This is a genomic window from Rhodococcus sp. Leaf233 (assembly GCF_001426165.1).
GTDB lineage: Bacteria > Actinomycetota > Actinomycetes > Mycobacteriales > Mycobacteriaceae > Rhodococcoides > Rhodococcoides fascians.
The window spans coordinates 85,530-109,652 of record NZ_LMRO01000015.1 but is presented as its reverse complement, the minus strand read 5'-3'; the positions used below and the strand labels follow the sequence as shown (position 1 = coordinate 109,652).

Here is a 24,123-nt window from a genome sequence, read left to right as displayed (position 1 = left end):
CTGCAGTCGACCCATGACCAGAAATACACGACACTCCGCCCGAGAAAATCGGTGGGCCTCTCGTTCGAGTCGAACGAGAGGCCCACCGTGGCAAGGACCGGGAGACACTGCAGCCCTCAGGTCTCCGGCGCGGTCCGTTGGTATGAAATTAGCATAGGCATACCTCAGTTCCGACGCAAGACCTTCATGACGCGCGTAGCCGCTGCCGGCCCGGGACTCCGACTCGCGATCGCACGGGCGCGCCGGCAGCGACCATCGCGTCGAGCAGTAACTGGCCGCGCCGCGTTCCGGCGGAGGGGCCGGTCCCGGCCAAGATCGGGACGTACGTCGACGCACCGAGGATCGCGTCACCCACCAGCGCCCAGAAAACGCGAGCATCCAGAGGAGCCCGCTCACTGATCGCGCGATAGACAGACCCGAGAGACGTCAGGCACCGATGCGCGGTCCAGACGAGAAGAGCCTGTTCGCAGGGCAACGTCACGGTTCCGGGCTCGCCCGCAGCCGGATCCTCCGGCAGCACTCGCAAGATGGGCGACGCAACACCCGCCCAATCGATTCCCCCGTCGCTGTCCATATGGATCCACAAGTTCTCGATGCCCGGATCCCAGGCACGCGCTTCGAGCACGAGCAGTGCTGCAACCCGCCCGACCACCGCATGAATCAGCGCAGTCGCCACCTGCACCGCCGCAGCGTGCGGTACTTCGAGATCCTCGAGCGAACGGCGGTACATCTGCTCGACGCGACCGTCGTCGAGGCCGACCGACAGCTGCCACCAACGCCGCTTGCCCTCGTCGGCCATGGCGGCCACCGCGTACATCCTCGGATAGTCGGGATTGAGCGCGCGCAGAGTGGAACACGACTCGGCCAACAGCGCGTGCCCACCGGATCGGTCCGAGAATCGGTGCACATCGGCCCAGCCCGTGAATGCCGCAGTTGCAACTGACACCTGAACGCTCCTTCTGTTCGTGATCGGTGAACTCGCCCCACCGTCGACCAATGGATGTAGGTTAGCCTAACCAGATACGGCTGCCGAGTCAGGCACCGCTACCCTTACCTCGTGTCGCACGGCGAGCAAGGGTTCCGTAACCTAAACCGTGTCCCTTCGATCCAGCGAGGAGTCACGACCCCAGTGACCACAGCTCCGCTACTCGGCCCTCACGGCTCGCGTCGCTCGCCCGACGAGCGATACGGGACCGAGGACGTGCCCACCGGGCCCGCACCGTGGAGTACACGCATCGCAGCCGCGGGGATCGACGCGCTGATCGTGCTCGTGCCGTTGTTCATCGGGTGGTCGATCGTCGACGCCCTTCGCGACGACAACGGCGGTGGCCAGGCCGACCGTGTCGTGTTCGGAGCCATTTCTCTCTCGGTGGCCGTCGCCTTGTTCGTCTGGAACCGCGGCTACCGCGATGGCAACGAGGGGCAGAGCACAGGTAGACGGTGGATGAGTCTGACGCTCCGCGACACCGACACCACCGGCCCGGTCGGTGTCCGTCGAGCTCTCCGTCGCCAGTTCGGTCTCGGCCGGTCCACTTCGGAGGTCGTGCGCGAGAAGACAGCTGCAGCGGATGATTTCGAGCCCATTCCCAAGGATGGTTCGGTTGCCGCCATTCGCCGACGCAGATTGCTCGGCCTGGCAGTGCTGGTCGTCGCTCTGGCCGCCGGCATCTTTGCGAGCATCGCCATCGGTGCCCGACCACTGACGTTCGCCGAGATCGCCCATGCATTGATCGATTCGAACGGCACGGACACCGACATCATCGTGCGGACCTTGCGGGTCCCCCGAACGGTGCTGGCGTTGGTGGTCGGCATCGCGCTCGGTATCGCAGGTGCCCTCATCCAGGGACATACGCGCAACCCGCTGGCCGATGCCAGCTTGCTCGGCCTCAATTCCGGGGCTGCGTTCTTCGTCGTCATGGCCATCTACCTGTTCCGGTTCACCTCTCCGAGCCAGTACCTGTGGTTCGCGTTCGCGGGTTCGGCAGTGGCGAGCGTCGTGGTGTTCGGTCTGTCGTCCATCGGGTCGGGCAGATCGAGTCCGATCAACCTCGCCCTGGCGGGCGCGGGTGTCGCGTTCTTCCTCTCCGCGATGACGAATGCCGTCGTGTTGCTCGACCAAACGAGCCTCGACGGCTACCGCTTCTGGGTGGTGGGATCGGTCGCCGGTCGGGGGCTCGACGTGCTGTGGCAGGTTCTCCCCTTCCTGATTCTCGGTGTGCTGATCGCACTCGCCAGCACCCCGGGCCTGAACGTCATGAGCCTGGGCGAGGACGTAGCGCGATCCCTCGGAACCAACATCGCGGTCACCCGAACCGTCGGAATCCTGGCCATCACTCTGCTGACCGGAGCGGCAACGGCCGCGTGCGGGCCCATTGCCTTCGTCGGCCTCGTCGTTCCGCACATCGCCCGAGCGGTGACCGGACCCGACTACCGCTGGCTCGTGCCCTACGCGGGCCTCATGGGCGGCGTGATGCTGATGATCGCCGACGTCATCGGACGCGTCGTGGTGCGCCCGGGCGAGTTGCAGGTGGGCATCGTCCTCGCACTCTTCGGCGCGCCGTTCTTCATCGCACTGGTACGCCGTAGAAAGTTGGCGAGCCTGTGACCGCCGAGATCCGGTCCCCCGAACCCTCCACGGCCGGTCCCGGCACCGTGCCCGCACGGCCCGCCGTTCGCCTGGGGCGGGTGTCCCTTGTCCGCCGTCCACTGATGGTCGTCACCACCGTCCTCGTGGCTGCCGCCTTGATTCTGGTCATGTGTGTCAACATCGGCCGCGGCGACTTTCCGCTGTCGATCCCCCAGGTGCTCGACGTCCTGCTCGGCGGCGGAAGGCGGATCGAACGGTTCATCGTCATGGACCTGCGCCTGCCCCGGTCGTTGACGGGCTTGCTCGTCGGAGCGGCCCTGGGAATTTCCGGTGCGATCACGCAATCCATCTCTCGAAACGCACTCGCCAGTCCCGATATTCTCGGCATCACCGCCGGTGCCAGTGCTGCAGCCGTCGCGCTGATCGTCCTGGGCGGCGGCGGTACCTTCAGCGGTCTGCTCGCCACCCTCGGGCTGCCACTGGCAGCGCTGATCGGCGGAGTACTCACCGCAATAGCGATCTACTCACTCGCCTGGCGGAAAGGCGTCGACGGCTTTCGCTTCATTCTGGTGGGAATCGCCGTCAACGCCATGCTCACGGCCGTCATCGGGTGGTTGCTGATCAGCGCCGACATCAACGACGTGTCGCGCGCGCAGGTCTGGCTCAACGGTTCTCTCAACGGAGCCAACTGGTCGACGGTGTGGCCGGTCGCAGTCGCCGTCGTCATCGTCGGGGGCGCAACCATCGTGTCGACGTTCACGCTGGGAGCACTGCGTCTGGGTGACGACAATGCACGATCGCTCGGAGTGCGGTTGCAGCACAGCCAGGCCGTGATGTTGCTCGCCGCCGTCGCACTCGCTGCCGTTGCCACAGCTGCGGCCGGACCGATCGCGTTCGTCGCACTGGCAGCCCCGCAGATCGCGGTACGGCTCCTTCGAACCCCGGGACCGCCGATCATCGCCTCGGCATTGCTGGGCGGACTGCTGGTAGTGGCGAGTGATCTCATCGCGCGGACGATCCTGCCGGTGGAACTGCCGGTCGGCATCGTCACCTCGGCACTCGGTGGACCGTTCCTTCTGTACCTTCTCGTGCGCAGTAATCGAAAGGCTTCCGTATGACAATCAGCCACGCCTCGCGTTTGGTCGCAGACGATCTCAGCCTCGGTTACGGCGACCGGACCATCATCGAGCACCTCGACCTCGCGATTCACACCGGAGTGATCACCACCGTCATCGGCCCGAACGGCTGCGGCAAGTCGACCCTGTTGCGATCGCTCGGACGCCTGCTCAAGCCCAAGGCCGGAAGCGTGATGCTCGACGGCCGGGCGATCTCTTCGATGAAGACCAAAGAGGTTGCCCGGACCCTGGGCATGCTGCCGCAGGCACCTACTGCTCCGGAAGGACTGACCGTCGCCGATCTGGTCTCGCGCGGTCGTCACCCCCATCAGTCGTGGATCAGGCAGTGGAGCTCGGACGACGAGGCAGAAGTGGCCAACGCCCTCGAACTCACCGGCGTCGGCGACCTCGCCGACCGTCCCGTCGACGAGCTGTCCGGTGGTCAACGGCAACGCGCCTGGATTTCGATGGCACTGGCGCAGGGCACCGACATCCTGCTGTTGGACGAGCCGACCACCTACCTCGACCTCGCCCACTCCATCGAGGTACTCGACCTCGTCGATCGCCTGCACGAGGAGCTCGGCCGCACCATCGTCATGGTGTTGCACGATCTCAACCTCGCACTGCGATACAGCGACCAGTTGATCGTCATGAAGCAGGGAACCATCGTCACGTCCGGTCGCCCTCAGGACGTCATCTCGGAGGAACTACTGCTCGACGTGTTCGGTCTCGAGGCAGCCGTGATCGACGATCCCATGTCGGATCGCCCGCTCATCGTTCCGATCGGAACTCGCCACGTGTACGGGTCGGTCGGTGGTCCGGTGAAATCGGACAGGCGTTCCGGGACACCGGACTCGCGGGCTGTCTAGCGCAGACCGTCACCGCTCGATCATCGTTCGGACGAGCTTGAAGCCCTGACCGATGGACACGTCGGGCAGGTAGGCCCGGCCGATTGCGTTGCCGATACTGGGCAGGGCGGCCGGATCGGCGAACGTCATGTGCATCGGCTCGTAGCGCGGCTGGAATTTGGATTTGAATGCCAGCAGAGACCGGAACCCGTAGACAGGTTCGAGGGTGCGCCCGAGTACATCGAGCAACCGTTCGAGCAAGCCGGACAGCGTCGACTGCTCGGCGCTGGACACGTGCTCGGGCTGCTTCTCGTCGACTTTGGCCAGAGGTGCACCGGACAGGCTCAGGAACCTGGCCCCCTCCTGCTCGAGGAGCAGGGCGGCTGAGGCGATGAGAAACTCCATTGTCGGCCGAAAGCCTTCCGACCGTCTCCGCATGAAATCGAGCGTCCACCCGACGATGACGCCGTCCTCGTAGACGGGCATCCACGACGTGACCCCGTGCACGGTTCGATGTTCGTCGACGGCAATCAGGCATCGCACGTTCTCGTCGTCGACCTCCTCGAGACCGCCGAGGGTGAAGCCCATCTCCGGCATCCCCTTGTCTGCCACCCACTCTTCGGAGATCGCGGTGATCTGATCGGTGATGGCCAGTGGAGCGGTGGGGAACCGAATCCACTCCGCGACGACGCCTGCCTTCTTCGCTCGATTGAGCGCAGTACGAACATCCTGGAACCGCTTGCCGGTGAACGCTATTCCGTCCAGATCGAGCACGGTCTCCTCACCGACCTGGATACCGCCCCATCCCAGAGAATCGGTGATGCGCCGGACGGCCGGGGTGACAGAGTAGAAACACGGAATCCACCCGTTCTTCGACGCGAATTCGGCGAACTCGACCACGTTGTCTCGCAATGATTCTCGCGGCCCGACAGGGTCACCGGTGGTCAAAGCCACGCCGGAAATCACGCGATACGCCACGTAGCTGCGGCCGTCGGCGCTGAACCAGTACTTGTTCCCGCGCCAGGTCGTCATCCACGACAGCGCCGAGCCGCTGCTCGACATCAGCACGCTGCGAGCCCGTTCGGTGGCATCGGTCTCCGAGCCGTACACCGGTGTGAGGAAGGTGCTGATCGTGAGCACGCACACCACGACCCAGAACACGACGCCGGTCCACTCGAACAGCAAGGTGGTCGGGATGCTCTGGGGTAGAAGGGCGGGCTCGAGCCACTGCAGATAGACCGGCGGAACCAGCCTCTGCGGGAAATCGATCAGCAGTCCGCCGAAGGACGGCGAGTCGGCGAAACCGCCGCGACCGAGATAGCCGCCGATCGCGTAGATCAGGCCGAGTCCTACTACGGCGGCCACGACGGACGCGGCCCAGCGTCGGTACGTGCCAGCCGGTGCCGACACGTCGAAGAACTTCCGAGTGACGATCAGGACCAGCAGGACGATCAGGGGCAGAAGGAAGGGCACGGCAGTGCGGTAGGCAGTGGGAGATTCCAGCCCGTAGAACAACGATTCGTCGTCACCGGCTTCGAGGAATCGGATGGCGTAGTTCGCCACCGACAGCGCGAGCAGAACCACCTGCGAGATCACTGCCATCGCCCACGCGAACCGTCGACCGCGGCGCAAACCGTCACTGACCACCAACAGGAACAGCGACGGCATGATGCTCAGGATCGTCGGTCCGACTCCGCCCAGCCTGAGGTCGAGCAGCCCGCGGCGGCATTCCACCGGATCGGTCGTGGCATCGGCGCAGATCTCACGAACCTCGGCAGCTGTGTACGGCACACCGCGAACCACGTCGCGAAGCACCGCGAACGGCCCCACGGCATTGGGGCTCAAGGCTGCCAGCACCGGACCCAGGGCACTGGCGGCGACGATCAGCGCGACCAGGACACGTCCTTCACGCTGCGTTCCAGCCAATCTCGGACCGCGCGCCGACCGGCCGACGATCCACGGGCCCACGATCAGACCGATCACCGCTGCCGCCAACCGAACGACGTCCTGCAGATGACCGCCGAACAAGGCCAGGGTCACCAGAAGGGTCAGCAGTCCGACGCGAATCCGCCTGCGCCACAGCGTGTCCATCCGCGACGTGGCAACCAGCACAACGCCACAGACCCATGTCGTCGGGCCCACGGCCGTACCTACGTGGAGGCGGAAACCCCAATCCTCGTCGACGGTCTTCGCCAGCACGGCCAGGCCCAGCCCGAACAACGACCCCGCAACCTGCGTCACGAATGCGGCTACCGCGAACCGACGGGAACCGATACGACGTTCGATCGGGGCAGCAGCGAGGAGCACCGCAACGGTCGCCACCACGCAGCCCGCAATATTCGGCGCTGCCAGACCAGATGTCAGCGGCGTCCAGAGATGCCAGTGCTCGAACGGGACGATGCCTACCGCGAAGTACCTGTCGACCTGACCATGGCCGTCCGACACGACGGCATACATCCCCGAAAGCCAGACCACGGCGAGCAGGGTGAAGCTGACCGGGGCACCCACGGCACCGAACAGGATCAGCGACCACAATCGCCGCGACTGCCGCATCGTCGCCGAGGCGGCGGATCTCACGACGGCCACCTTCTCGGACATCCACGTCGGTGCCGCAGCATCGATCGCTTCCGTCGGACCCCCCGACTCGTCGGTGTTCACGCCGTCAGTCCTGTTCTCGTAGCCAGCCACGGCAGTTCTCGACGTAAGCCTTCGGACCACACCGCGAAGCTGTGTCCCCCTGGTACCTCCACGTACTGCACATCCATTCCAGCGGCCTTCGCCGCGTCGTACATCTCCTGCTGACCCGGTTGGTAATCCTTGTCCTCGGACCCCACGACGAAAATACCGGCAGAGTCCGGGTATCGACGCGATTTCAGCAGGTCGAGAGGGTTGATCGCGGTGAACGCTGCGGCGTTGCCGCCGAACGCCTGCTGCACGGTTCGATCTCGATCGCCGAGGGTCGGCTCTCGCTGACCCGACAGGTCGAGAAACGTGGGATAGACCTCGGGATGATTGGCGGCCATCTGTATCGAGCACGTTCCGCCGTAGGACAATCCGCCGATCGCCCAATGAGCACGGTTGCGATCCACCTGCAGGGAGTTGTCGATCCAATCGGGAACGTCACGTGCGAGGTACGTGGCCGCGTTGCCGAGTGTCGAATCCACGCAGAGCGGATTGGCGATCGACGAACCGGTGCCGTCGGCCACGACCACCACCGGTGCCAGACCGGCATGATCACGCGCGAAGTTGTCCATGGTCTCGGCGAGCTTGCCCCCGTTGAACCAGTCTTCGGGTGCGCCGGGCTGGCCGGCGAGCAGTACGAGGACAGGAAGGAGCGGACGGGGATCGGCGAAGTAGGCCGGCGGTAGGTAGATCTGGGCGTCTCGCGCCGTGAAGTTCGACGCGGTGGCAGGAATGGTGGCGGAGGTGACGCGGCCGGCGGAAGGCAGGTCGGCAGGTGCGGACCAGGCAGATTCCAGGGGCGTGCCGGTGACGGTGTCGGAGACCGAAGGCGGCACGTCCGAGAACGCTATGCGCTCGGCCGACTCGACACCGAGCGCATTACCCACGGTCGGATACGCATCGAATTCGAGGTTGACGTGCAGAGCAGACGTTGCCACCACGAGGACCGCCGCCAGCACCGACACCACTGTGCCAACCACGCCGCGGGCTGCGATCGACCGTGGTACGAGTGCGAACAGGGCAGCCACACCCACCCCGATCCACACGTAGATCGAGATGTCGATCGGATCGGGGAACGGACGCCATACTTTTTCGACCAGTACGTAACCGATAGCCGTGACGACGATCGCCGCGGTGGCAGCGATCGGCAGCGCACGCCTGGCGTACCGACGCGACCTCGAGACCAGCAACCACAGTCCGCCGGCGGCGCCGAGCACGGACACGATCACCGGCAGTGGCCCATCGAGCAACGACAGTGAATCGAACCACTTCACGCGAGGTCTCCACTCATCTTTCCGACTCGGCCCAGCGGCACCAACTCTCGACAGAGTATGCCCACGGACCCGCTCACGGTCACGACCCGCCGACGCCACTCGACCGCGGCTATGACCGAGACCACAGCACTCGGACGGTAGTTACTACTACGAGTAGTACGCATCCGCGTCGGACTGGCCGTAGACTCGGAGGAATGGCTGGCCTTGGTGAATTGGAACGCGCAGTAATGGACCATCTGTGGGAATCGACGGAGCCGCAGACCGTTCGTCAGGTCCACGAGGCCCTTGCGACTCATCGTGAACTCGCGTACACGACCGTGATGACGGTCCTGCAGCGTCTGGCGAAGAAAAGTTTGGTCGTCCAGCAGCGCGACGACCGAGCTCACCGCTACGCCCCGGTCCATGGTCGCGACGAGTTGGTCGCGAGCCTGATGGTCGACGCGTTGTCCCAGGCCCCCGCCTCCGGCGGTCGTGCAGCTGCCCTCGTGCACTTCGTCGGGCAGGTCGGAGCAGATGAGGCCGCCGCCCTCCGTGAAGCACTCGCGGCGCTGGAAGTGGCACAATCGACGACAGAGTCACCTTCTGCTGCAGAAGGCCGTCCGACGGACTGAGGCTCCTCGTAGTAAGTGAGGACATGAACTCCACCACTGCGCTGGTATTCGCGATACTCGCGCTGATCCTGGCTGGACCTGTGCCGGCGATGCTCGCCCGTGCGAGCTGGCCGTACCGGTCGCCTCGCGCTGCTCTGGTGCTGTGGCAGGCCATCGCCCTCGCGGCCGTGTTGTCGGCCTTCAGTTCCGGCCTGGCAATCGGCGGATTGCTGCTCGTGCCGGGCCCCGACGGCCGTCCGACCACGGCTCCGACCGACGAGATCGACGCCTTGGGCCTGCCTCTGTGGACCTTGTACGTGGTGGTGCTCGCGATCACTCTGGGCATCGGAGCGAAACTGATGTTCTCGGTGGCTCAGGTGGCGGTGCGTACCCGCCGTCGCCGCTCCCGTCATCGCATGTTGGTCGATCTACTCGACCGGACCGACAAGAGCGACAATCCGTTCAGGAGCCTGCGTGATGCAGACATCCGGGTTCTGGACGCGGCGGAACCGATTGCGTATTGCCTGCCCGGACTACGGCAGCGGGTGGTGCTGAGCCGCGGAACGCTTGCCAGCCTCTCCGAAGCGGAGGTGACCGCGATCCTCAGTCACGAGCGATCACACCTACGATCCCGTCACGACCTCGTGCTGGAAGCGTTCACCGCGGTCAACGAGGCGTTCCCCAGAATCGTTCGTAGCAAGTCCGCCCTGAGCAGCGTTCAGTTGTTGGTCGAGCTGCTGGCCGATGACACGGCGGTCAAGGTCACCGGACCCACCCCTCTCGCGCGCGCACTCGTGACGTGTGCCGGATCCACCGCACCGCGGGGTGCCATGGCAGCCGGCGGACCGCACACACTCATTCGCGTCCAGCGGTTGAGCGGGCCGGGCAGCGACGTCCGGATCGCCGCTGTGGCATATCTGGCCGCCGTCGTCATACTCGTGCTGCCGACCATCTACGTCGCGATGCCGTGGCTCGAAGAACTGAGCAAACTCCTCGGCTGATCGAGCGCCGCCACACCGAGGGGTCACGCAGGTCACACCCATCCGGGTGAACAAATGGCGGTACGTCCCGTACAGTAGAACTCGGTCGCCATCGCGACCAAGCAATCGAAATGGCACAAACAGCCCCACTTTATGCAGGTTCGACCTGCGTACCGATGGCCAGGTGACAGTGCCCTGGCTCGTATCAATGTGTTCTGGCTGTTTTTCGTGTTTCCCTTCTCGTCGGGTCTCTCAGCTTCGGGCTTATTGGCGTGCCCGCAATCCGGAGAGGCTTTACTGCGTGACCAACGCTGTTTCCAATACCACCGTTTCCCCCGAGTCCGACTCGACGGCCGTACCGACGCCCGCAGCGGCACCGGCGTTCACCTTCGCCGAGCTCGGTCTGCCCGAGGCAGTCGTCGCGGCTCTCGCTCGTAACTCGATCACCGTGCCGTCCCCCATCCAGGAAAAGGCGCTTCCCGACGCCATCGCCGGCAAGAACGTCCTCGGTCGCGCGCAGACAGGTTCGGGCAAGACCCTCGCCTTCGGCCTGCCGATTCTGCAGCGCCTGTCGCTGCACACCGATCGACCGGCCGCCAAGCGCCCGCGTTCGCTCGTACTGGTTCCCACCCGCGAACTCGCGTTCCAGGTAGTCGAGTCGCTCGCTCCCTACGCCAACGCACAGGGCCTCCGGGTCATGCCTGCCGTCGGCGGCACCCCGTTCAACAAGCAGGTCGAGCAGCTTCGCCGCGGAGTCGACGTACTGGTCGCCACTCCGGGACGACTGGCAGATCACCTGCGTCAGGGCACCTGCATCCTCGACTCCATCGAGATCACCGCGCTCGACGAGGCCGATCAGATGGCCGATATGGGCTTCCTGCCCGAGGTGCGCGCCGTACTCGCCGATACACCCGCAGACGGACAGCGGATGCTGTTCTCGGCCACCCTCGACCGCGAGGTCCAGTCACTGGTTCGCCAGTTCCTGCCCGACCACGTCGAGCACTCCACCCAGGACGGCAAGGCCAGCGTCCGAACCATGGACCACTACGTCCTCATGGTCGACCGCGGCCAGAAGGATCTGGTGCTCTCGGAGATCGGTGCCCGTGAAGGCGGCCGCACCATCATGTTCGCGCGCACCAAGCTGGGCTGCGACGGCATCACCGATCGCCTGCGCGCCCTCGGCATCGCTGCAGAGTCGCTGCACGGCGGCAAGGCACAGAACCAGCGCACCCGAGTGCTCGAGCGATTCAAGAACGGTCGCACCCCTGTGCTCGTGGCCACCGACGTCGCGGCCCGCGGAATTCACGTCGACGGAATCGACCTGGTCGTACACGTCGATCCGCCCGCCGACCACAAGGACTACCTGCACCGCGCCGGCCGCACGGCACGCGCTGGAGAAAAGGGCACCGTCGTCGCGATCGTGCTCCCCAATCAGCGTCGTCAGGTTCTGCGTTTGACCGGGATGGCCGGCGTCAAGGCCACCGCGGTCAACGTCTCCCCCGGTTCGGCCGAACTCAACAGCATCACCGGAGCCAAGAAGCCGACCGGTGAGCCGTTGCGTGCCGAATCCACCCCGCGTGATCGCAACAGCCGCCCGCGCACCGGTGGCTACCAGGGGTCCAACCCCCGCAGCGGTGGCTACCAGGGTTCCAACCCGCGCAGCGAAGGCGGCTACCAGGGTGACCGTCCCCGCACGGGATACCAGGGATCGAGCCCTCGCACCGGCGGCTACCAGGGATCCAACCCCCGCAGCGAAGGCGGCTACCAGGGTGACCGTCCCCGCACGGGATACCAGGGATCGAGCCCTCGCACCGGCGGCTACCAGGGATCCAACCCGCGCAGCGAAGGCGGCTACCAAGGTGACCGCCCGCGTCGCTCCGACTCGAGCTCGTACCGCGGCTCAGAGGGTCGCGGTTACGAAGGTCGCGGCTCGGACAACCGTGGCTCGGACAACCGTCGTCCCGCATCCGCCCCGCGCCAGGACGAGAACCGGTCGGGTGGGTTCCGTAGCCGCACCGAGCGTCGTTCGTACGACGGTTTCGACGGGCCTGCACGCAGCCACTGATCGATCGTTCGAGGCGAAGCCCTGATTCGACGGGCTTCGCCGCTCGAACCCCGAGGTGCCGCATTCTTCGCGAATGCGGCACCTTTTTCGTCGTGTCGGCCGGACCCAGGGGGTTGGCTCGCGCGAAATCGCGCGGCAAGGAAAGCTGTCTGTATGACCTCAGCAGCAAAAGAGACAGAACTGGCTCAGATCGGAGTCACCGGACTCGCCGTCATGGGCTCCAACATCGCGCGTAACTTCGCCCACCACGGGCACACTGTCGCGTTGCACAACCGCAGTATCGCGAAAACCGACGCGTTGATCGCCGAGCACGGTACCGAGGGCAACTTCATCCGTACCGAGACCATCGAGGAGTTCGTGGCCGCGCTGGCGAAGCCGCGGCGCGTGCTCATCATGGTGAAGGCAGGCGACCCGACAGATGCGGTGATCGAGGAACTCGCCGGTGTGATGGAGGAAGGCGACATCATCATCGACGGCGGCAACGCGCTCTACACCGATACGATCCGCCGCGAGGCGGCCATGAAGGACCGCGGTCTGCTCTTCGTCGGTGCCGGTATTTCCGGCGGCGAAGAGGGCGCGCTCAACGGCCCGTCGATCATGCCGGGTGGCCCGGCCGAGTCCTACAAGGCATTGGGACCGTTGCTCGAGTCCATCGCTGCGCAGGTGGACGGCACGCCATGCTGCACGCATATCGGCCCAGACGGCTCCGGCCACTTCGTCAAGATGGTGCACAACGGCATCGAATACGCCGATATGCAGCTCATCGGCGAGGCGTACAACCTCTTTCGCGACGCGCTCGGGTACTCGCCTGCGCAGGTTGCAGACGTCTTCACCGAGTGGAACAAGGGCGATCTGGAGAGCTACCTCGTCGAGATCACTGCGGAGGTCCTTCGCCAGGTCGACGCGAAGACCGGGCAGCCACTGGTCGATGTGATCGTCGATGCTGCCGAGCAGAAGGGCACCGGTCGATGGACCGTCAAGGCGGCACTCGATCTCGGAGTGCCCGTGACCGGCATCGCCGAGGCAGTGTTCGCACGGGCTCTGTCGGGATCGCGGGCCCAGCGCAAGGCCGCTGTCGGCCTCGCATCGGGAACATTGGCCGACAAGCCGTCCGATGCCGAGCAGTTCACCCACGACATCAGCCGGGCGCTGTACGCGTCGAAGATCGTCGCCTACGCACAGGGCTTCGATCAGATCGCGGCGGGTAGCGCCGAATACGATTGGAATCTGCATCCGGGCGATCTCGCCACGATCTGGCGTGGTGGCTGCATCATTCGGGCGCGATTCCTGAACCGCATCAAGGACGCGTACGACGACAACGCCGAACTACCGAGCCTCATCCTGGCGCCGTACTTCCGTGACGCCATCGAGAACGCGATCGACAGTTGGCGGCGCGTCGTCATCACGGCTGCGTCGCTCGGCATCCCGGTGCCTGCGTTCGCATCCTCGCTCTCGTACTACGACGCGCTGCGCGCCGAGCGTCTGCCTGCGGCCCTGACACAGGGACAGCGCGACTTCTTCGGTGCGCACACCTACGAGCGCACCGATTCCGAGGGCAAGTTCCACACTCTGTGGAGTGGAGATCGCTCCGAGATCGAAGCCTGACATCGGTCCCTCGCCGGTGGCACCGCGCGTACTTTCGTGCGGTGCCACCGGTGTGATCGGTCTTCGCTCGCTCAGAAGGGCACCGGCCCGAGTATCGGTTGCACCACCGTCGACGGAATTCCCTCCCACGGCAGTGCACCTTCGAGGTCCCTCCAGACGGCTTGTACGGCGCTGAAGCGTCCCGTGCCGTACACGTCGGAGGCGACGTACAGGATGTCCGCACAATCCGGTACGTCGATGGCCAGAAGATCGAACCCTGCTGCTGCACAACCGATTCCGGATTCGATCTCCAAAATCCCCGACGCCACCGAAGTCCCCAGCGCGTTCAGGATCATCGAGGATTCACGTGGCCCGCGTCCCGTCACGACGATTTCGGGACTGCCCAGGTCGGTGAGACCGACCGTGTAGCAGAACGCGGGATGAATGCCGTCTCGATCGACCTCCGATTCCACATACTGCAGCGCCCACCCGAATGTCTCGATCGTTGCCCTCACGTCATCGATGTAATTGTCGACACCGAACCCTCGGCACATCTTGCACATGACTCCCCCACCTTCGCCGTGCAACCGCCCCTGCGGAGATTGCGTCTCGAACGCCATTCGAACTCACGTTCTAGGACAAGTATTGCGTGCGGTACCGACAAGAACGGTCGAACGCGTCGTCGATGCGGCGGTAAGGTCAGCTCCATGCCGGGTCAATCCACTCGATCGTTCGCAGACCTCGGTCTCCCCGTCGTTCTGGTGCACTCCCTCAGGAATGCAGGTGCTCGCGACCCGTTTCCCATTCAGGTCGCGGCGATCCCCGATGCCCTTGCCGGACGGGACGTCCTCGGGCGCGCACCCACGGGCTCGGGTAAGACCCTGGCGTTCTCACTGCCGATTCTCGTCCACCTCGCCGGCAAGCGAAGCGCACCTGCGGCACCGCGCGGGTTGATTCTCGCCCCCACGCGGGAACTGGCACTGCAGATTCGTGAAGTACTCGACATCCACGGTGCCACCTTCGGACTTCGAACCGTCGGCGTCGTCGGAGGTGTTCCGCTCGAACGCAACGTCCGAGATATTCAGCGCGGAGTCGACATCGTGGTCGCGACTCCCGGCCGGCTCATCGATCTCCTCCAGCGACGCTCGATCACACTCGAGCAGGTCGAGGTCACCGTCATCGACGAAGCAGATCGCATGGTGGACATGGGTTTCCTGCCTCAGGTCGATTCACTGCTGGCCGCCACCCCGGCACACGGTCAGAGGATGCTGTTCTCCGCGACGCTGGACGGGGAGGTCGACGGGCTGGTCGAGAAGTTTCTGAAAGACCCCGCTGTGCACTCCACTGCGGCAGCCGTCAGCGAACCCGACATGACCCATTTCGTCTTCCGAATCGACGCGGCCCGAAAGACCGAAGTCGCTGCTGCACTTGCCAACCGCGACGGGAAGACACTTCTGTTCCTACGGACCACCCATGCCGTCGATCGACTCACCGACGAGTGCCTCGCGCTGGGTGTGCCGGTATCGTCGTTGCACGGCAACAAGACTCAGGCGCACCGCACCCGATCGCTCGCGGCCTTCGGCGAGGGCACGTCCGTGGCTCTCATCGCAACCGACGTGGCAGCCCGCGGTGTTCACGTCGACGACGTGACGCTCGTGGTTCACGTCGATCCCCCGGTCGATTTCAAGGATTACCTGCATCGCGCCGGACGTACTGCACGTGCCGGTGCCCGCGGAACCGTCGTGACGCTGGCAACGGACGACCAGTTGGATCGCGTCCGATCTATGGCCGACGAGGCCGGCGTTGCCGCCACGGTCATCGATACCGATCTGGACCAGTCCGCGTGGCGTCGACCGACGGGCGCACGCACCCCGATCGGTCGACCGCTACCTGCCTCGGTACCGACGACGAGCGGTGCTGCGGCCGACCCCCGAACTGCGCGCGGTGCGGGCCGGACGGGTACGCCGGGCAGGCGTGGGCGGAGCGATGGCACCGGGAGTCGGCGGGGTGGCGGTAGCAGAGGACGACGCGGGTGACCGCGTCCTGGCCGGCGGTCGTACTCGCGCTGATTTCGGCGTTCCTGTTCGCCTGCGCGTCGGTCGCGCAACAGAGCGCGGCCGCGTCCGTCCCCGAAGGTGAATCCCTCGTTTCGGCACTGGTGCGCAGCCCGCGGTGGTGGGTAGGGGTACTCGGAGACGGCGGTGGCTATGCGGTTCAGATCGCCGCGCTGTGGGTCGGCTCGGTACTGATCGTCCAACCTCTGCTGGTGACAGCACTGCTGTTCGCTCTCCCGATGTCGGCAAAGCTGGTCGGGAGAACACTGCCCGCCACCACCTGGGCGCTCGCCGTGGCGATGGCCGCGGCACTCGCCGTCTTCATCGTGGTGGGCGACCCGAGCGAGGGCAATACCGACGCCCCTTTCGTGCAATGGCTCGTTCCACTGATCGCGGTGGCCGTCGTGGTCGGCTGCGCCGCCGCGGGCGGATTGCTGCTCACCTCGCCGGGAGTTCGGGCACTACTGCTCGGCGCAGCGGGAGGATTGCTGTTCGGCCTGGCGGCTGCGCTGACCAAGAACGTCACCGACCTCGTCGACGGTAACCCGGTCGAGGCGCTGACGGCCTGGCAGACCTACACGCTGATCGGATCCGGCGTCGTCGGCTTCTACCTGCAGCAGCGTGCATTCCAGGTGGGTCCGCTGTCGGCGTCGATGCCGGCCGTGACGATCTGTGAACCACTCGGCGCGGCGTTCGTCGGAGTCACTGTCCTGAACGAGCGAATCAGAACCGAGGGCGCAGCCCTGACGGTCATCGTCGTGGCCGTGGCCGTCATGATCGTCACGACGGTCCTGCTGTCGCGTACGCAGGCTGCGAACGCGTCCGAACCGACCGCTCGGGACGGGGCGTCGAACCCAGGAAGTCCATCCGACCGGTAGTCTCGATCAACGTGCAGTTCCTCGATGGTCACCAGCCGCCCTACGATCTCACCTACGACGACGTCTTCCTCGTCCCGAACCGGACCGATGTCACTTCTCGTTTCGACGTGGACCTCAGCACGGTCGACGGGTCGGGAACGACCATTCCGATCGTGGTGTCGAACATGACCGCAGTATCGGGTCGGCGGATGGCCGAGACCGTCGCACGACGCGGTGCCATTGCCGTCATTCCGCAGGACCTGCCCACCGAGGCCGTGGCCGAAACGGTCGCATTCGTCAAGAGCAGAGATCTCGTTGCCGACACACCGGTCGTTCTCGGCCCCAACGCCTCGGTCTCCGATGCGCTCGCCCTGGTACACAAGCGCGCTCATGGATCCGTTGTGATCGTCGAGCACGGCAAGCCCGTCGGTGTCGTCACCGAGAGCGCCTGCGCGGACGTCGATCGCTTCGCTCGGCTCAGCTCGGTGGCCGCGACCGACTTCGTGCGGGTGGCCCGCAACGCCTCACCCAAAGAGGTCTTCGAGCTGATGGAGGCCGCCCACGCCCAGCTCGCGATCGTCGTCGAGGACGACGGTTCGTTGGCCGGTGTGGTGACGAACACCGGTGCCGTCCGCACCGGCATCTACGCCCCTGCCGTCGACGCGTCGGGACGGCTGCGGATCGCTGCCGCGGTCGGCATCAACGGCGACGTGGCGAAGAAGGCGACGGCACTGGTCGAGGCCGGTGCCGACGTCCTGGTGATGGATACCGCCCACGGGCACCAACAGAAGATGCTCGAAGCGTTGGCCGAGGTGCGTTCGCTCGATCTCGGCGTACCGCTCGCCGCCGGTAACGTCGTCTCCGCTCAGGGCACCCGTGACCTGGTGGCGGCGGGTGCGGACATCGTCAAGGTCGGTGTCGGCCCCGGGGCCATGTGCACCACTCGCATGATGACCGGCGTGGGTCGGCCGCAGTTCTCGGCCGTGGCCGACTGTTCGGCTGCCGCAGCCGAACTCGGTGCGTCGGTCTGGGCCGATGGCGGTGTTCGCCATCCTCGCGACGTCGCGCTCGCGCTCGCGGCCGGTGCCGCCAACGTCATGATCGGATCCTGGTTCGCGGGCACCTACGAATCTCCCGGAGACCTTCGCGTCGATGCGGCGGGCAACCGATACAAGGAAAGCTTCGGCATGGCGTCCAAGCGTGCCGTCGCGGCGCGCACTGCCACCGACGGGGCCTTCGACCGCGCCCGCAAGGCGTTGTTCGAGGAAGGGATCTCCAGTTCCCGGATGCGACTGGATCCGGATCGTCCCGGCGTCGAAGACCTCATCGATCACATCTGCGCAGGTGTGCGCAGCACATGCACCTATGCCGGGGCCCGTTCCCTGCCCGAATTGGCCGAACGAGCCGTCCTCGGGGTCCAGTCGGCCGCAGGATTTGCCGAGGGGCGCCCCCTGCCGTCCGGGTGGTAACGCACCGACACGGTTAGACTCACCCACTACGAGTTCGACGACGTTCGCTGTCGTTGCCCGCGCCGAGACGACAACGTCGACTCGGCGCGGTGCGACGACGCGTCGGCCACCACCGGTGTGCCGCAGCGCGAACCAGACAGAAGGGAATCAGGTGCCCGAGGCACCCACTATTTCGGTTGCCGGTTCGGCAACTGCGGAGCAGCACGACGACGGTTCCACATCGGAGGGATCCTCTATCGAGCCGGGAGAGAAACCCGGCGACACCGATTTCGACTGGTCCCCGCAGACGAGCGGAGCGGTACTGCTCTCTCAACTTCGGCGGCGTTGACCTGTGGCCACTCTCGTCACCATCGTCAGCCTGATCGGCTTCGTGGCGCTGACGGCAGGTACTGCCCTCTTCGTCGCGGCAGAGTTCTCCCTCACTGCTCTCGAACGCAGTGCGGTCGAGTCTCAGGCCGAGAACGGCGACCTACGCTCGCGCCAAGTTCTGCATGCTCACAAGACGCTGTCTTTTCAGTTGTCGGGCGCGCAGCTGGGCATCACGATCACCACCCTCATCACGGGTTATCTCGCGGAGCCGGTGCTGGCAGGATTCATCAGGCCGGTGACCACCGCGCTGGGTGCCTCGGACTCTCTCGCGTCGGGCATCTCCCTCGCGGTGGCTCTGATCTTGGCCACGTCGTTCTCGATGATTTTCGGTGAACTGGTCCCCAAGAACATTGCCATCGCGAAACCGATGTCGACCGCGCGGGTCACAGCCGGAGCGATGGCCGGGTTCTCCCTGATCTTCAAATGGGCGATCAACGGACTCAACGGCTCGGCCAACTGGCTCGTGCGACGGCTCGGCATCGAACCGGCCGAGGAACTGCGTTCGGCGAGATCACCGCAGGAGCTCGGTTCACTGGTCCGGACGTCGGCCCAGCAGGGCTCGATCGACGAGAACACCGCACGTCTGGTCGACCGGTCGTTGCAGTTCGGCGATCGCACCGCCGAGGAACTGATGACTCCGCGGGTCAAGATCGAGACTCTCGCCACCGACGCGACCGTCGCCGACCTGATCGAAACCGCTGCGCGAACGGGCTTCTCTCGGTTCCCGGTGGTCGACGGCGACCTGGACGACACCGTCGGCGTCGTACACATCAAGCATGCGTTCACGGTGGCCGGAGCGGACCGCCGGTCCACCACTGTCGAGTCCCTGGCGCGCGACGTTCCGGTCGTTCCGTCGAGCCTGGACGGCGACGCTGTGATGGAACGCGTACGAGCCGACGGAATGCAGGTAGCCCTCGTGGTGGACGAGTACGGCGGCACCGCAGGCATGGTGACGATGGAAGATCTGATCGAGGAGATCGTCGGCGACGTGCGCGACGAACACGACGAGCCGGAACTGGACGTCGCTCGTTCGGGCGACGGCTGGGACTGCGCAGGACTGCTTCGCATCGACGAGGTTGCGTCGGCGACGGGCTATTCGGCCCCGGAAGGGGAATACGAAACCATCGGGGGCCTGGTACTGATGCAACTCGGCCGAATTCCATCAGAGGGAGACGCGGTGCTTCTACCGTCCCCGGCGACGGAGGACGTCCCCGACGGCGACGGCGGGTGGATGGCGCGCGTGATCCGCATGGACGGCCGCCGTATCGATCGTGTGCTGATCCTGCCGATCGACGCCGAAGCAGTGGCGCGTCTGCGATCGGACGGTGAGGTCGATGGGTGACTTCCTCGGGGTAGGTCTGGCAGTTCTGCTGCTGGCCGGAAACGCCTTCTTCGTCGGTGCCGAGTTCGCACTGATCTCAGCTCGCCGTGATCGTCTCGAGGCATTGCTGGCGCAGGGCAAGAAGCGCGCGCAGAGCGTCATCGAGGCCGGTCAGAATCTGTCGCAGATGCTCGCCGCGGCACAACTCGGCATCACGATCTGCTCGATTCTGCTCGGCCGCGTCGCCGAGCCCGCGGTCGCGCACTTGATCGAGGTGCCCCTGGAGCTGGTCGGCATCCCCGGCTCGTTCCTGCACCCGATCGCCTTCGCCATCGCGCTGACGCTCGTCGTGGTTCTGCACATTCTCGTCGGCGAGATGGTCCCGAAGAACATCGCCATCGCCGGCCCGGAGAGCACCGCCATGGTGCTCGTGCCCATCCACCTGATGTTCATCAAGGTGGCGTTGCCCCTGATCTCGTTCTACAACCTGTGCGCCAACCTGACGCTGCGCATGCTTCGCATCGAGCCCAAGGACGAACTGAGTTCGTCCGTCTCGGCGGTGGAGCTGTCGCAGATGATCGGCGAATCGCGCTCGGAGGGACTGATCGACGCCGAGGAACACCGCAGATTGCGCCAGGCTCTCGAGACCTCGGGCCGAACCGTGGCCGAGGTTCTGATTCCCTCGCATCAGGTTCGGAGTATCGAGCTGTCCGGGCCGGACCACACTTTCGGTCCGACCCTCGGTTCGGTGGAACGCGCAGTCATCGAAACCGGGTTCTCCCGGTACCCGGTGCGTGATGCGAGCGGTTCCCTGGTGGGCTATCTGCACCTGAAGGACGTGCTCGACGACATGGCCGACGATTCCGCCGGCCCGGAGACCGTCATTCCCCGCAGCGACGTCAGGGCCCTGCCCGTGGTGTCCATAGACACCGTGCTCGACGACGCGCTGACGAAGCTGCGGCGCGCCAGCAGCCACCTCGGTGCCGTGCACGATGCGACCGGTGCCACGGTCGGCATCGTCGCGCTGGAGGATCTGGTGGAGGAGTTCGTGGGCACGGTTCGAGACGGGACTCACCGTGTCGCCGGTCCCCGACCGGGTCAGTCCGCACCTACCGGTACCCCGCGGAACGTCTGAATGGGCGATTCGGCAACGCTGACCGAGGCGGAGTGGACTGCCCGGCGAGACGCGCACTCGGCGCGTGTGGAGAGTCTCGTCGGCAGCTATCTGGTCGATCGCGGACACGGCAATGTGCATCCGGTGGTGGATTTCTTGTTCACCTACTACAGCCATCGCCCGGGTCAGTTGCGCCGATGGAATCCCGGCCACGGCACGGTTCTGACGGGCGATCGGGCGCGTGACTTCGCCGAGTTCGCCTCGTACGAGCAGGTCGAGACTGCGGACGGTCCAGGATTCCGGGTGCGGTCGGATCTGCTTGAACGACGCCGGCCCAGCATCGAGTTCGTTCTGGGTCTGCTGTCGGCGACGCGGGAGCGACCGCCCCTGCTCGGCTGCTTCGGTCTGCACGAATGGGCGATGGTCTACCGCGGCGGCGACTCGGCAGTCCGGCACAGCCAGGTCCCGTTGCGACTCGGTCACGAGGGAACCGACGCCGTGGTGGACTCGATGACGTTGCGGTGCACTCATTACGACGCCTTCCGCTTCTTCACCGAGGACGCGGTGCCGCGTAACGCCCTCGCGTTGTCCCCCGAGTCGCGCCTGGGGTCCGAGCAGCCTGGTTGCATCCACGCGTCGATGGATCTGTACAAGTGGTGCTACAAATTGGGTCCGTTGATCGACTCGGAGTTCGTGACCGACTGTTTCGAGTTGGCGTTGGAGGCTCGGACGATCGATATGCGCGCAAGTCCGTACGACCTGAGCGAGTACGATCTCGATCCCATCCGAATCGAAACTGCGGCTGGACGGGCAGAGTACGTTCGCGCGCAGGGAGAGCTGTCGGAAAAGGCCGCTCCCCTGCGCTCGGCACTGATGGATCGGTGTCGAAATCTGCTCACCGGCGGCGGGTTCGGCGTCGGACCTACCGCCGAGTAACATCGACAGCGTTGTCGTGGGGACACCGTCACCGGTGTCCGTGACCGGAAAGAGTGAGGAATTCATGACCGATCGTGTGCAGGCTGGTGGACTTCAGGTCGCCAAGGTCCTATTCGATTTCGTCGAGAAGGAGGCGCTGCCGGGTACCGACGTAGATTCGGAGGCCTTCTGGGCCGGTGCCGCGTCGGTGATCGCCGATCTCGCTCCCAAGAACAAAGCGTTGCTGGCCGTCCGCGACGAAATTCAGGGCAAGGTCGACGCGTGGCACGGCGAGCATGCCGGTGCCGATTACGACCGCGCAGCGTACAAGGCCTTCCTGAAAGAGATCGGCTACCTGCTCGACGAGCCCGCCGACTTCCAGATCACCACGTCCGGCGTGGACACCGAGATCACCACCACGGCCGGGCCGCAGCTCGTGGTTCCCGTGCTCAACGCACGCTTCGCGATCAATGCCTCCAACGCACGATGGGGCTCGCTCTACGACGCCCTCTACGGAACGGACGCAATACCCGAGACCGACGGAGCCGAGAAGGGCTCGAGCTACAACAAGGTCCGCGGAGACAAGGTCATCGCGTTCGCGCGTGACTTCCTCGACGAGGCATTGCCGCTGAGCTCCGGCTCGCACGTCGGGACCACCGGATACGTCGTCGACGCCGCCTCGCTGACGGTGACGTTGGCCGACGGCAGCACCGTCGGCCTGAAGGATCCGTCCCAGCTGTTGGGCTACCAGGGCACACCCGATGCGCCGACGGCCATCCTGTTCGTGCACAACGGTTTGCACTTCGAGATCCAGATCGACCCCGAGAGCCCGATCGGCAAGACCGACGGAGCGGGCGTCAAGGACGTGCTCCTCGAGTCGGCTGTCACCACGATCATGGACTTCGAGGATTCGGTCGCCGCAGTCGATGCCGACGACAAGGTTCTGGGCTACCGCAACTGGCTCGGTCTGATGAAGGGCGATCTCACCGAGGAGGTCTCCAAGGGCGGCAAGACGTTCACTCGCGCGATGAACAGGGACCGCACCTACACCTCGGTCGACGGTTCCGAGCTGACGCTGCACGGTCGTTCGCTGCTGTTCGTCCGCAACGTCGGCCACCTGATGACCTCCGACGCGATCCTCGACGCCGAGGGCAACGAGGTTCCCGAGGGCATTCTCGATGCGCTGTTCACCTCGCTCGCCGGTCTGCACTCGTTGACTCCGGACAACGTGCTCTCGAACTCGCGTACGGGCTCGCTGTACATCGTCAAGCCGAAGATGCACGGACCGGACGAGGTCGCCTTCACCGCCGAACTGTTCGGCCGCGTCGAGCAGGTCCTCGGCCTGCCCACCAACACGCTCAAGGTCGGCATCATGGACGAGGAGCGCCGCACGACGGTCAACCTCAAGGCCTGCATCCAGGCCGCGTCCGAGCGGGTCGTCTTCATCAACACCGGCTTCCTCGACCGCACCGGCGACGAGATTCACACCTCGATGGAGGCAGGGCCCGTCGTTCGTAAGGGAGCGATGAAGGGCGAGAAGTGGATTGCCGCCTACGAGGACTTCAATGTCGACACCGGCCTGGCGGCCGGCCTGCAGGGCAAGGCGCAGATCGGCAAGGGCATGTGGGCCATGCCCGATCTGATGCACGACATGCTCGAGCAGAAGATCGGCCACCCCAAGGCCGGCGCGAACACTGCGTGGGTTCCCTCCCCCACCGCAGCGACCCTGCACGCCTTGCACTATCACAAGGTCGACGTGTTCGCCCGTCAACACGAGATCGCGAAAGCCAAGCGCGCCACCGTCGACGAGATCCTCGAGATCCCTCTCGCGCCGTCCACCGATTGGACCGACGAGGAGAAGCAGAACGAACTCGACAACAATTCGCAGTCCATCCTCGGATACGTCGTGCGCTGGATCGACCACGGCGTCGGATGCTCCAAGGTGCCCGACATCAACGACATCGCTCTCATGGAAGACCGTGCGACGCTGCGCATTTCGAGCCAATTCATCGCGAACTGGTTGCGGCACGGCATCGTCACCGAGGAGCAGGTGCGCGAATCGCTGAAGCGAATGGCACCGGTGGTCGACCGGCAGAACGCGTCCGATCCGACGTACAAGCCGTTGGCACCCGATTTCGACACCAACATCGCCTTCCAGGCTGCGAGTGATCTGATCTTCCAGGGCACGAGCCAGCCCAACGGGTACACCGAGCCGATCCTGCATCGTCGCCGACGGGAGTACAAGGCCGTCAACGCCTGACGGACTTGTCGACCACGTGGGTGAACACCGGAACTCAGG

The 24,123-nt window shown here is 65.3% G+C and carries 18 protein-coding genes; 14 read left to right on the top strand and 4 right to left on the bottom strand.

Annotated elements, in window-relative coordinates; translation table 11 throughout:
* Positions 1-184: 184 nt before the first annotated feature.
* A complete protein-coding gene (locus tag ASH04_RS25795) occupies positions 185-907 on the bottom strand; it encodes a hypothetical protein (protein ID WP_228139410.1) in 723 nt (240 codons plus the stop codon).
* Between the two features lie 222 nt (positions 908-1,129).
* On the opposite strand from ASH04_RS25795, the gene ASH04_RS25790 reads away from it, so the two are divergent.
* Genes ASH04_RS25790 through ASH04_RS25780 form a run of 3 tightly spaced genes read left to right on the top strand, consistent with a single transcriptional unit; the run spans position 1,130 to position 4,571 of the window.
* Positions 1,130-2,605 (top strand): iron chelate uptake ABC transporter family permease subunit, encoded by a 1,476-nt coding sequence (locus tag ASH04_RS25790; protein ID WP_080732069.1) that lies wholly within the window; start codon positions 1,130-1,132, stop codon positions 2,603-2,605.
* A gap of 47 nt (positions 2,606-2,652) precedes the next feature.
* The gene (locus ASH04_RS25785) at positions 2,653-3,705 is read left to right on the top strand and encodes an iron chelate uptake ABC transporter family permease subunit (protein ID WP_200937369.1); all 1,053 of its coding nucleotides are present in this window, start codon (positions 2,653-2,655) and stop codon (positions 3,703-3,705) included.
* Positions 3,702-4,571 carry an ABC transporter ATP-binding protein gene (locus ASH04_RS25780; protein WP_027497146.1) on the top strand — a complete coding sequence of 290 codons (870 nt, stop codon included), beginning with the start codon at positions 3,702-3,704 and terminating at the stop codon, positions 4,569-4,571. Before ASH04_RS25785 ends, ASH04_RS25780 begins: the two co-directional genes overlap by 4 nt.
* Positions 4,572-4,580: 9 nt before the next feature.
* On the opposite strand, the gene ASH04_RS25775 is transcribed toward ASH04_RS25780, so the two are convergent.
* Positions 4,581-7,103, bottom strand: a complete 2,523-nt coding sequence (locus ASH04_RS25775; protein WP_094694608.1) for a bifunctional lysylphosphatidylglycerol flippase/synthetase MprF — start codon at positions 7,101-7,103, stop codon at positions 4,581-4,583.
* Between the two features lie 101 nt (positions 7,104-7,204).
* A complete protein-coding gene (locus ASH04_RS25770) occupies positions 7,205-8,506 on the bottom strand; it encodes an alpha/beta hydrolase (protein WP_057474955.1) in 1,302 nt (433 codons plus the stop codon).
* Between the two features lie 194 nt (positions 8,507-8,700).
* Between ASH04_RS25770 and ASH04_RS25765 the strand changes: the two genes are divergently transcribed.
* The 4 genes from ASH04_RS25765 (at position 8,701) to gndA (ending at position 13,746) form a co-directional block, all read left to right on the top strand.
* The gene (locus ASH04_RS25765; RefSeq protein WP_032366177.1) at positions 8,701-9,117 is read left to right on the top strand and encodes a BlaI/MecI/CopY family transcriptional regulator; all 417 of its coding nucleotides are present in this window, start codon (positions 8,701-8,703) and stop codon (positions 9,115-9,117) included.
* 23 nt (positions 9,118-9,140) lie between these two features.
* Entirely contained in the window at positions 9,141-10,097 is a 957-nt protein-coding gene (locus ASH04_RS25760; RefSeq protein WP_027497150.1) for a M56 family metallopeptidase, read from the top strand.
* Positions 10,098-10,377: 280 nt separating this feature from the next.
* Entirely contained in the window at positions 10,378-12,141 is a 1,764-nt protein-coding gene (locus ASH04_RS25755) for a DEAD/DEAH box helicase (RefSeq protein WP_032370571.1), read from the top strand.
* Between the two features lie 153 nt (positions 12,142-12,294).
* Positions 12,295-13,746: an NADP-dependent phosphogluconate dehydrogenase gene (gene gndA, locus ASH04_RS25750; RefSeq protein ID WP_057474954.1), complete on the top strand. Its 1,452-nt coding sequence runs from the start codon at positions 12,295-12,297 to the stop codon at positions 13,744-13,746.
* A 71-nt stretch (positions 13,747-13,817) separates the two neighbouring features.
* Here the strand turns inward: gndA and ASH04_RS25745 are convergent, their stop codons facing one another.
* A complete protein-coding gene (locus ASH04_RS25745) occupies positions 13,818-14,345 on the bottom strand; it encodes a DUF4262 domain-containing protein (protein WP_057474953.1) in 528 nt (175 codons plus the stop codon).
* A gap of 87 nt (positions 14,346-14,432) precedes the next feature.
* On the opposite strand from ASH04_RS25745, the gene ASH04_RS25740 reads away from it, so the two are divergent.
* From ASH04_RS25740 to ASH04_RS25705, 7 genes are all read left to right on the top strand, one after another.
* Entirely contained in the window at positions 14,433-15,761 is a 1,329-nt protein-coding gene (locus tag ASH04_RS25740) for a DEAD/DEAH box helicase (protein ID WP_057474952.1), read from the top strand.
* The gene (locus ASH04_RS25735; RefSeq protein WP_032372395.1) at positions 15,758-16,657 is read left to right on the top strand and encodes a DMT family transporter; all 900 of its coding nucleotides are present in this window, start codon (positions 15,758-15,760) and stop codon (positions 16,655-16,657) included. The genes ASH04_RS25740 and ASH04_RS25735 overlap by 4 nt, the downstream gene beginning before the upstream one ends.
* An 11-nt stretch (positions 16,658-16,668) precedes the next feature.
* Positions 16,669-18,105 carry a GuaB1 family IMP dehydrogenase-related protein gene (locus ASH04_RS25730; protein ID WP_027497156.1) on the top strand — a complete coding sequence of 479 codons (1,437 nt, stop codon included), beginning with the start codon at positions 16,669-16,671 and terminating at the stop codon, positions 18,103-18,105.
* A 331-nt stretch (positions 18,106-18,436) separates the two neighbouring features.
* The gene (locus ASH04_RS25720) at positions 18,437-19,816 is read left to right on the top strand and encodes a hemolysin family protein (RefSeq protein ID WP_032387405.1); all 1,380 of its coding nucleotides are present in this window, start codon (positions 18,437-18,439) and stop codon (positions 19,814-19,816) included.
* A complete protein-coding gene (locus tag ASH04_RS25715; protein WP_027497159.1) occupies positions 19,809-20,930 on the top strand; it encodes a hemolysin family protein in 1,122 nt (373 codons plus the stop codon). The genes ASH04_RS25720 and ASH04_RS25715 overlap by 8 nt, the downstream gene beginning before the upstream one ends.
* The gene (locus ASH04_RS25710) at positions 20,931-21,845 is read left to right on the top strand and encodes a hypothetical protein (protein WP_057474950.1); all 915 of its coding nucleotides are present in this window, start codon (positions 20,931-20,933) and stop codon (positions 21,843-21,845) included. It abuts the gene before it with no gap.
* A gap of 64 nt (positions 21,846-21,909) precedes the next feature.
* Positions 21,910-24,084: a malate synthase G gene (locus ASH04_RS25705; protein ID WP_057474989.1), complete on the top strand. Its 2,175-nt coding sequence runs from the start codon at positions 21,910-21,912 to the stop codon at positions 24,082-24,084.
* Positions 24,085-24,123: the final 39 nt, after the last annotated feature.